This window comes from Acetobacterium sp. (assembly GCF_041752335.1).
Lineage (GTDB): Bacteria > Bacillota > Clostridia > Eubacteriales > Eubacteriaceae > Acetobacterium.
The window spans coordinates 1-8,771 of the sequence record NZ_JBGSHG010000023.1 but is presented as its reverse complement, the minus strand read 5'-3'; the positions used below and the strand labels follow the sequence as shown (position 1 = coordinate 8,771).

Genomic DNA, 8,771 nt, shown 5'->3' with positions numbered 1-8,771 from the left:
GTAAAACCTTAATTCGATAGTACCTGTTGACCCATTGGCATCTTTCGATGTTTCCGGGCAGCAGCCATATCTGTATAGGAGCCTCACCTAACAAAAGAAACATTTAATTTCTTATCATTCTAATTAACTATATCTTTTTATGTCCCTGTTGTCAATGCTTTTTAGGTTAACTAAACACAAATGAAGCCATCAATTTTTGTCAGCAGACAGGACTTTTCTTACTCTTCAGTTTCCTCGTTTTTGGGTTCTTCCGTTTCCTCATTATCTAACTGTTCCGCATCGTTACTTTCCGAATCTTCAGTTGCTTTGCTTTCCAGCGGTGCTTTTGCCCGGCGTTTTTTTCGGTAAATGACAACGCCAAGGATTCCGCTGACAACAATAATTGCCCCAAAAATTGCTGCCACCCCGGCGATCGCCCAGGGATTGGTTCCCGGAGGCTGAACAATATTTACCCGTACTGTGGCCGCTGCACTTTTAAAAGTATTATTGCCTTTGTACTTAACAAGCACCTCCTGCTCGCCAACTTCCCGGTCATATTCCAACTCAATATCATTTCGATCATATTCTATTTTGTTATTATCCCCATCGACGATATCAAGTTCCAGATCTTCATAAATAGCATCATCCAGATCCCCATTATTGTCATCATACTCCACTTCATCCGGATAATCGTTAATGATCAGGGAGCAATCGTCTTTTTCGTAAATGGTTACGGTTTGGGTGGCCATGCTGTAATTAAACTTTTCATTCCCTTTATACTTAACAGTAACCAGTTGATCTCCCGCTACCCGATTATAGCTTAACTCGATGTCAGTTGTTGTAAAATTAACGGGATTATTCTTGCTGTCGACCACTTCAATCTCCAGTGCCGCATAAACGGCGGCATCCAACTTCCCCGGATCCGACTGATATTCGACTGACCCGGGAGATTTTGCCAGATTAACACTGGTATTTTCCTTGGTCGGTGCCGGTGGATCAGCATTTCCTTTGATCTCAACAAAAGCTGTTCCCATGCTTGGCAGGAACTGGTTATTGCCCTTGTACTTCACGGTTACATCCTGTTTGCCAGGGGCACGGTTGTAGCTTAATTCAATATCGGCGGCGGTAAAGCCAACCGGGTTATTGCTACCATCGACTACCACAATCGCCAGGGCCTGGTATACTGACAAATCCAGTTGGGCCGAATCACCGGTGTAGGTTACTGCCGGAGGATTGGCACTTAAAACCACCCGTGTTTCTGTTCTTGGCACCTCGGTTATGGTAATCCCTCCCGATGCTGAACTGCTTTGAAACTGATCGTTGCCTTTATAGGTCACATCCACTCTTTGCGTGCCAACCTGCCGGCTATAATTGAGACTAATATCATCGCGAGAAAAATCAATCTTGTTTGAGTTTTCATCAAGAACAACAATACTCAATGCCTGAAATACGGCCTGATCCATCGCCGATTGGGCTGGATTAATGATCACTGCCGGCGGAGAACTGGCCATGGATATGGAGGTCGCTGTTTTTTCCCCGACCGCTGCCCAAATACCCATGGGTAACATTACGAAAAACAAAGATATCATTAAAACAATTCTCACTAAAGATTTATTAAACTTTCGATCCTTCATATTTCTGCTCCTTATACTATTACTGCATATTCTATTAGCACCATTAACCGATATTAATTACTTCGCAGATGCTTTTTTCGATAGACTACCACCCCAATTATTCCTAAAACAATGACAATGGCACCGATAATTCCGGCCACTCCGGCAATCAGCCAGGGATTATTGGGATTCGGTTGGACAATGTTCACCCGAACTGTTGCCACCGCACTCTTAAAAAAATTATTTCCTTTATATTTGACAACAACTTCCTGTTCACCCACCACTCTTGTGTAATCAAGCTCGATATCATCGCGATTAAACTGAATTTTATTGTTGTTTTCATCTACTACCGCAACACAGAGATCCTGATAAACGGCCTCATCGAGATTTGTTTTATTGTCATCATAGTCAACACTCGGCGGATTTTGCGAAATGATTAGTGAACTGTCGTCCTTGCTGGTAATGGTGACTGTTTGGGTAGCCGTACTGTTGTTAAACTGATCGGTTCCCTTATATTTCACCGTCACCGGCTGATCGCCAGCTTCCCGGTTGTAGCTCAGTTCAATATCGGTAGTTGTAAAATTTATAGCCTTACTCTTGTTGTCAACCACCTGAATGGTCAATGCCTGATAAACCGCGGTATCCATTTTTCCTGAATCAGTGGTATAGGCCACTTCAATGGGTGGTTTTGCCAGATTAATGGATGTGTTTTCTTTTGTTGGCACCGGAGGATCCAACTTCCCCGTGATTTCCACATTTCCGGTAGCCGTACTTGGCGAAAACTGATCATTTCCCTTATATTTTACGGTTACATCCTGTTTTCCAGGGGCACGATTGTAACTCAAATCGATGTCAGCTGCGGCAAAACTGATTTTATTGTTTCCCGCATCGACAACCGCAATACTCAATGCCTGATAAACAGCTAAATCAAGTTTTGCTGAATCACTGGTATAGGTCACGGCTGGTGGTTTAGCCGCAATCGATACCTTGGTATCCTGTTTGCCGGTTATTTGAACTGAAGCATTTACCTGACTTGCATTGTATTGAGAGTTCCCTTTATACGCCACGACAACATTCTGAGTTCCCACAGCGTGATTGTAGGTCAAAGCAATATCACTAGCTGCAAAATTAACCTTATTGGAATCGCCATCTACCACTTGAATAACCAGATCATCATAAACTGCTTTATCTAATGTTGCCGTATCAGCAGAATATCCCACCGATGGTGGATTGGCTTTCAGCACCAGTCGAGTATCTTTTTTGGGAACATCATTTATGATAATCGTTCCGGTCGCAGTGCTGATTTCATACTGCTCATTTCCCTTAAAGGTGACCGTTATTTTTTGTGTCCCCACCTGCCGGTTATAGTCGAGAGTAATTTCGTCCGAGGTAAAGTCAATTTTATTATCGTCGCTATCCACAACTACAATGTTCATGGCTTTATACACTGCCTTATCCAACTCATTGGCCGACGCATTAAAGGTCACCGATGATGGTGAGCTGGCAATGGATACAGTCGTTGCCATTTTACCATCAACTTCCGCCCAAATGCCCATCGGCAGCATCAGCAAAATCAATGCCGCCATCAATCCTGTTTGCCACAACCGTCCACTTAATTTTCCACTATTCATTCTCTTTTCCTTTCCAACTGGCCTGATTTTTTTACTATAATCGTCATTATATTTAAAATACATTTTATCATATAACCGCTGTAATCGTTTCTTTTTTTTGCTCGAATCCACCTTCGAATTTGTTAAAAATTGGATTCAGGGCAAAAAAAAGATCCGTCTCTATAAACAGATCTTTTTCTTATTTTATTTACAACTAATCCATTTTTGTTAATCGATTCTTACCGAAGAAGATGGCTCCGGCAATCAGTAACAGAAGCAGTAGAGCAATCCCCATATATGGCATCGGCAATTCTTCTTCCTTTTCTGTTGCTCTATTTTCGCCATTGTTATAATCATTTCCGCCATAGACAGCGACTGCTTCTTCTTTCTTAATAATTTCAAATTTATCGGTGCCATCAGCCAGGATAACGCGGTAATTAGAATTATTCAAACTCCCTAAAAAAACATCATAGGTGCCAACCGCTTCCCCGGCTTCGCGTTCTAAGGATCCAAACATCACATCGTCAGCGTAGAGCCCCTTATTAAAGCCATCGCCAGAATCATCCTGCCAGACCGCGTAGGTTAACGCCGGGTCTGCTTCACCCTGAATTTTTGAAACATGGGCAGGGATCACCGTTACCGTGGCCAAGGTGATATCGTATTTTTTATTTGAAACAATCGTTTGGTTATTAATAGTATAGTTTTCGGCATTTGTCCCATTGATTCCATACAAATAGAATCCCCCTGTTGCCCATACATAATAATTCCCCACATCTTTTTGCTGGGAATTAATTTCTCCGTAATAGGGATAAAAATTCTCCGCTCCAAAAGCGCCTAATTCTTCACCCTCGATCAGATCCGTTTTGGTGACAGATAGCTGGTAGTCATGAAGGTTTGGTGTTGCATCATAAACCTTATCCTGACCAGTTAGGATAACTTCCACCGGTTTGGGCAAAATATTCGCACCCAGTGATATGTCGATACTCGCCAGTGGTTTGGTCACTTTATTTTCATCAACAATGATATAGTTTTTTCCTTTTTCACCTGAAACCGTCATTTCTTTGAGAATAATCAGATTGGGATTGACCGGTTTTACATCTTTAAACAAAAAAGTGGCAGATTTATAATTAAATATAACCTCATTTATATCTGCATCAATAACGCCGGCGTTCCCCAATCCCTTTAAGGCATTTTCGAGCACACTGGTATTGCCATCATATACTTTAGTAATTGGCTTTTCGGTAGAGAATTCTGTTGTTTTAAGTTCAATGGGCTTAATGTTTATTTCTCTTTTATCATCAATATTCTGATAGTCTTCGTCACCCCGATATGCTGCAAACACCATATAGGTTCCTGCCACTGAAGGCGGAATCGTCGATAATGGATAAGCTTCTCCATTTGCCGAAATCCCCTTATAGGTTATCTCAATCAGTTCCGGATTAAGATCAGGTCCATCGGCAACTGGATTTACGGCTGCTAAAATTTGGGGATCTCCATTATAAACTGGATCGGAAGAGAAAACAATAATCGGGATCAATGTTCCCTGCTCAGCTTCTGTTTCTGCAAGAACGCCTATTGGAAAGCATGTCAGATTCAAAATGATCGTCAAGACTAGGCCCAAAAACAGCCTGATATATTTGGTCTTTTTCATTGGTTACTTCCTTAGTAATGTGAATTGTCACTATATCTTGTATGCTTTCCTCCAATTATACCGATTTATGACCCTGTGCACAATGAAACCAGACCATTGTTCGTTTAGATTTTACTTTGTTGTTGTTTGTTTACAATCATTACATAAAAAGGACAAATAAAAAACCCACCATCAGTTTGTGGGTTTTATTTGACTTTCTTAAATGACTTTCATATCAGCAAATTTTCGGTTCCTTTGTTTCTGTCATTTCAGCTTTCCAGCCTAATTATTTTATCTTGGCAGATCTGCCAGCGGAAGTAGAATGACCGCTTTAAAAAGATCCCCATCGATTTCCAGTTTCAGCTCGCCTTGCTGGATTGTCATCAAGTCCTTGGCGATGGCCAGGCCTAACCCGCTACCTTCACTGTTTCTGGTTTCATCACCGCGTTTAAATCGTTCCATCAGTTCTTCTGGTGAAATATTTAGGGGTTGGGCCGAGACATTTTTGAATACAACCACTCCCGTTTTATCTTCGTCACATTTTGAAAACTCAATATATACCCGGGATTCTTTTTGCGCATATTTCAAAATATTGAACAGCAGATTCTCAATGACCCGCCAGATCAGGCGGCCGTCGGCAGTGACCACAAAAAGATCCTTGGGGTATTGGGTAATAAACTCGAGCTGGGAATTTTGCAGTTCTTCTTCCATCTCGCCTAAGCCCTGGGTCATCAGCATTTCCATATCAACGGCCTGAAACTCCACTTCAATATTCCCTGATGAAGCTTTGGCGGCTTCAAACAAATCATCGGTCAGCACTTTCAGGCGGTGGGCTTTATTTTCCAGGATCTCTAAATATTTCTGCTTTTCCTCGGGATTCAAGTTTCCATTTTTCAACAGATCGATGGAAGTGATAATCGAGGTCAGCGGCGTTCTGATATCATGGGAAACATTGGTCAACAACTCGGTTTTTAACCGCTGGCTTTTTACTTCTTCGGATACCGCCAGTGAAATGCCATCGCCGATGGCATTAATGCCTTCAGCCAGCTCTCCCAGGGCACCATCAAAGCCCGTCAGTTTGTAATCAACCTCGCCATTTTTTATTCGTTCCAAGCCTTCCCGGATGCCATCATACTTCTTCGCTTTTTTGCCACCCAAATAGAGCAGATAAATAATACAGATAAACGAGCAGATGCCCAGAATCGGCACCTGCACCGACAGGGCCAGAACAACCAGCAGAATTGCCCAGAACATAAACCGTTTCACAGTTGGCGAGCCCTTCATGACATCATTGTAATAACTGGCAACTTTTTTGAACTGGTCTTTAATAAATTTCCATGTCTGTTTGATCAGTTTGAGAAACAATAATCGTTCTCCAAAGCTTCCATTTTTTAAAATTCGCACCAGCGACAGTAAAAAGTTCAACCCTAAAGCCGCACCTACGGCAAAGAGCATCAGCATATCAACCCGGGGGAAATTCTGATCATAGAAAAAGACAATCGCGGCAACAACTAGGGTTTCAACCATCAGCAATAATAAAAAGTGGGCATCAATCCAGAATGCATCGATCGGCAAAAGCTGAATACCCTCGCCATCTTTTTTACGCCCGGCCGAAATACAAGCCAGCAGGGCACAAATAGCCGCCAGTATCAAAGACACAATAAAAATACTCATCAGCCACAGAAATTCCAGCCGTTCGGCCTGATACATAACTTCCCGTTGGGCGATATAGGCATCATCAAATCCGATAATTACCTGAAAATCCGGTTCAACGGAGTAGTCCAATGGTTCGAATTGGTCAATATTGGACAGGCTGGACGAAATCGCCCCCTTATTGTAGGTGAAGTTCACCCGGCGGTTAAGCAGATCATCCGGGTTGGCATCTTTAGGTTGACTGTTTTTACCCCCCTTGCTGTCAATGATATAGGCTAGCCCCTGGGTTTGCTCCAACTCTTTTTTTAGTCGTTCATACTGAAACAACCCCTCATTAATCAGCTGTTTTTTTTGTACCTCCAGCTCATCGGCATATTGTTGCCAGAAGTTTGCATCATTGAGCATCTCATGTTCGGTTGCAACGCCCATATCGTCTGGATCAATAATATCCAATCCCGCTAAGATATCCCATTTATAAGCCTCCATCGCTTCAGGATCAATGGCATTTCCGGCGCGAATATTTTCTTCACTCTGGTATAAATTATAAACCCGATCGATACGATCGTAGGCAGTCAGCACCTTGTTCTCCAGCTCGGCACTCTCCAGATAATTGTTGGTATTTGCCAGATAATCCCAATTAAACCAGTAAGCTTCAAATAAAGCTCCAAAACTGAGGGTGATAAAGACGACCGTCAAAAATGAACAGGTAATTTTAAATTTCTGATCAGTCCAGATAGTTTTCAATTTTGTAGCCAATACCCCACACCACCTTTAAATATTTTGGTTCTTTCGGATTAATTTCAATTTTTTCCCGGATCCGGCGAATATGCACAGCGACAGTGTTGTCTGAATTATAGGCCGGTTCTTCCCAGGCATTCTCATAAATCTGATCAATGGAAAATACCTTCCCTTTTTCCGACATCAAAAAAAGCATAATCTTGTATTCTACCGGCGTCAACTTCACCTCTTCGCCATCCACCGTCAGCCGTTTATAGTCATCTTCCAGAACCAGTCCTCCGGTGCGGTAGGTTCCCACTTTTTCCGGACAGCCCCCGAGGGTATTGTAGCGTCTCAATTGCGATTTTACCCGAGCGATAACCTCCATGGGATTAAAGGGTTTAGTAATATAATCGTCTCCGCCCATGGTCAAACCCATGATTTTGTCATTATCTTCGGTTTTTGCCGATAAAAAGATTATCGGGATATTTTTTGTCTCTCTAATTTTCATGGTTGCCCGAAGCCCATCCATCTCTGGCATCATCACATCCATAATGATCAATTGAACCTCTTCTTTTTCCACCAGCGCTATCGCTTCTTTTCCGGTATAGGCTTTTAAAATCGAATAGCCTTCGTTTTTTAAATAAAGTTCCAGCGCTTCAACGATTTCTTTTTCATCATCACATATTAAAATACTCATTATCTAAGCTTCCGCCTTTCCATTTCATCTTGGTTTAACTTTAACACAAACTTCTGTCAAAACAACGCTGAATTTCCTTACGAAATTCTTACAACCAGACATCATCAGCCCGGGCCGCAATCAAAACCGCAAAAAGGGCAGCAATCCAATGGATGCTGCCCTAAAAAGTGTTTTAGATTAAAAATTTAATCCCTTCCGGTTTGTTTTTATTTGAAAATTCAAAGCCCTGCTGAATGGTATTTTCGATCATTTCGCCATCCAGATTCATCAGTCTGAACAAATTTCGGATAAAGAAATAAATCATTGCCCGGCTGGTAAACTTGATGTTTTTTTCATAGAAATCAATGAACAGCTCTTTTCGGGCGCCATATTCTGAACGGGCGATAACTTCCAAATCTGCCTCAATATAGTTTTTATTAAGAAAATCCAGACAGGAGCGATTCAGCGTATTGGTAATGTTGGTTCGTCCGTGAGGATTCACATTTTTAACCAGCACCTCATAATACAAAGTTTTGTTACGCTCATCATTTAATATTGCTTCATAATACAACACCAGGGAATAACAATACTTGGTATAGAGATTGAGATTCTCAGATACCGATGAAACATAATCATACAATGCCAAAAAGAATACATTGTAGATGTCGGTAATCATATCGTCTTTCTTTTTATAATAATACGTAATGGTTCCCAGCTTAACATCGGCGCGATCCGCGATGTCCTGAATGCCGGTTTTGTTATAACCATTCTCATAAAATAAAACCTTTGCTGTCGTTATTATATTACTCTTTGTTTGGGTTCCTTTTCTTGACGTTGCCATGGTTTGCCTTTCCTGTATAAATCATTTTATTAGTTACATTTAATTCATA

The 8,771-nt window shown here is 41.6% G+C and carries 6 protein-coding genes and 1 riboswitch; all 6 genes read right to left on the bottom strand.

Annotation, left to right across the window (positions count from 1 at the left end; translation table 11 throughout):
* Window positions 1-102: riboswitch (M-box (ykoK) riboswitch) on the bottom strand. This riboswitch is flagged as partial in the annotation.
* Between the two features lie 116 nt (window positions 103-218).
* Complete coding sequence (locus ACEW8F_RS03365; RefSeq protein WP_373482061.1) at window positions 219-1,613, bottom strand: hypothetical protein; 1,395 nt, start codon at window positions 1,611-1,613, stop codon at window positions 219-221.
* Window positions 1,614-1,666: 53 nt separating this feature from the next.
* Window positions 1,667-3,223: a hypothetical protein gene (locus ACEW8F_RS03360; protein WP_373482060.1), complete on the bottom strand. Its 1,557-nt coding sequence runs from the start codon at window positions 3,221-3,223 to the stop codon at window positions 1,667-1,669.
* Window positions 3,224-3,416: 193 nt separating this feature from the next.
* A complete protein-coding gene (locus ACEW8F_RS03355; RefSeq protein WP_373482059.1) occupies window positions 3,417-4,853 on the bottom strand; it encodes an MBG domain-containing protein in 1,437 nt (478 codons plus the stop codon).
* A gap of 270 nt (window positions 4,854-5,123) precedes the next feature.
* Window positions 5,124-7,241 (bottom strand): sensor histidine kinase, encoded by a 2,118-nt coding sequence (locus ACEW8F_RS03350; RefSeq protein WP_373482058.1) that lies wholly within the window; start codon window positions 7,239-7,241, stop codon window positions 5,124-5,126.
* Complete coding sequence (locus ACEW8F_RS03345; protein WP_373482057.1) at window positions 7,210-7,902, bottom strand: response regulator transcription factor; 693 nt, start codon at window positions 7,900-7,902, stop codon at window positions 7,210-7,212. Before ACEW8F_RS03345 ends, ACEW8F_RS03350 begins: the two co-directional genes overlap by 32 nt.
* A 172-nt stretch (window positions 7,903-8,074) precedes the next feature.
* On the bottom strand, window positions 8,075-8,722 hold the full coding sequence (locus tag ACEW8F_RS03340; protein ID WP_373482056.1) for a TetR/AcrR family transcriptional regulator: 648 nt from the start codon (window positions 8,720-8,722) through the stop codon (window positions 8,075-8,077).
* Between the last annotated feature and the right edge of the window lie 49 nt (window positions 8,723-8,771).

Coding starts and splice junctions, on each gene's coding strand:
- ACEW8F_RS03360 (WP_373482060.1), bottom strand. CDS start 3,223: ATGAATAGTGGAAAATTAAGTGGACGGTTGTGGCAAACAGGATTGATG.
- ACEW8F_RS03345 (WP_373482057.1), bottom strand. CDS start 7,902: ATGAGTATTTTAATATGTGATGATGAAAAAGAAATCGTTGAAGCGCTG.
- ACEW8F_RS03355 (WP_373482059.1), bottom strand. CDS start 4,853: ATGAAAAAGACCAAATATATCAGGCTGTTTTTGGGCCTAGTCTTGACG.
- ACEW8F_RS03365 (WP_373482061.1), bottom strand. CDS start 1,613: ATGAAGGATCGAAAGTTTAATAAATCTTTAGTGAGAATTGTTTTAATG.
- ACEW8F_RS03340 (WP_373482056.1), bottom strand. CDS start 8,722: ATGGCAACGTCAAGAAAAGGAACCCAAACAAAGAGTAATATAATAACG.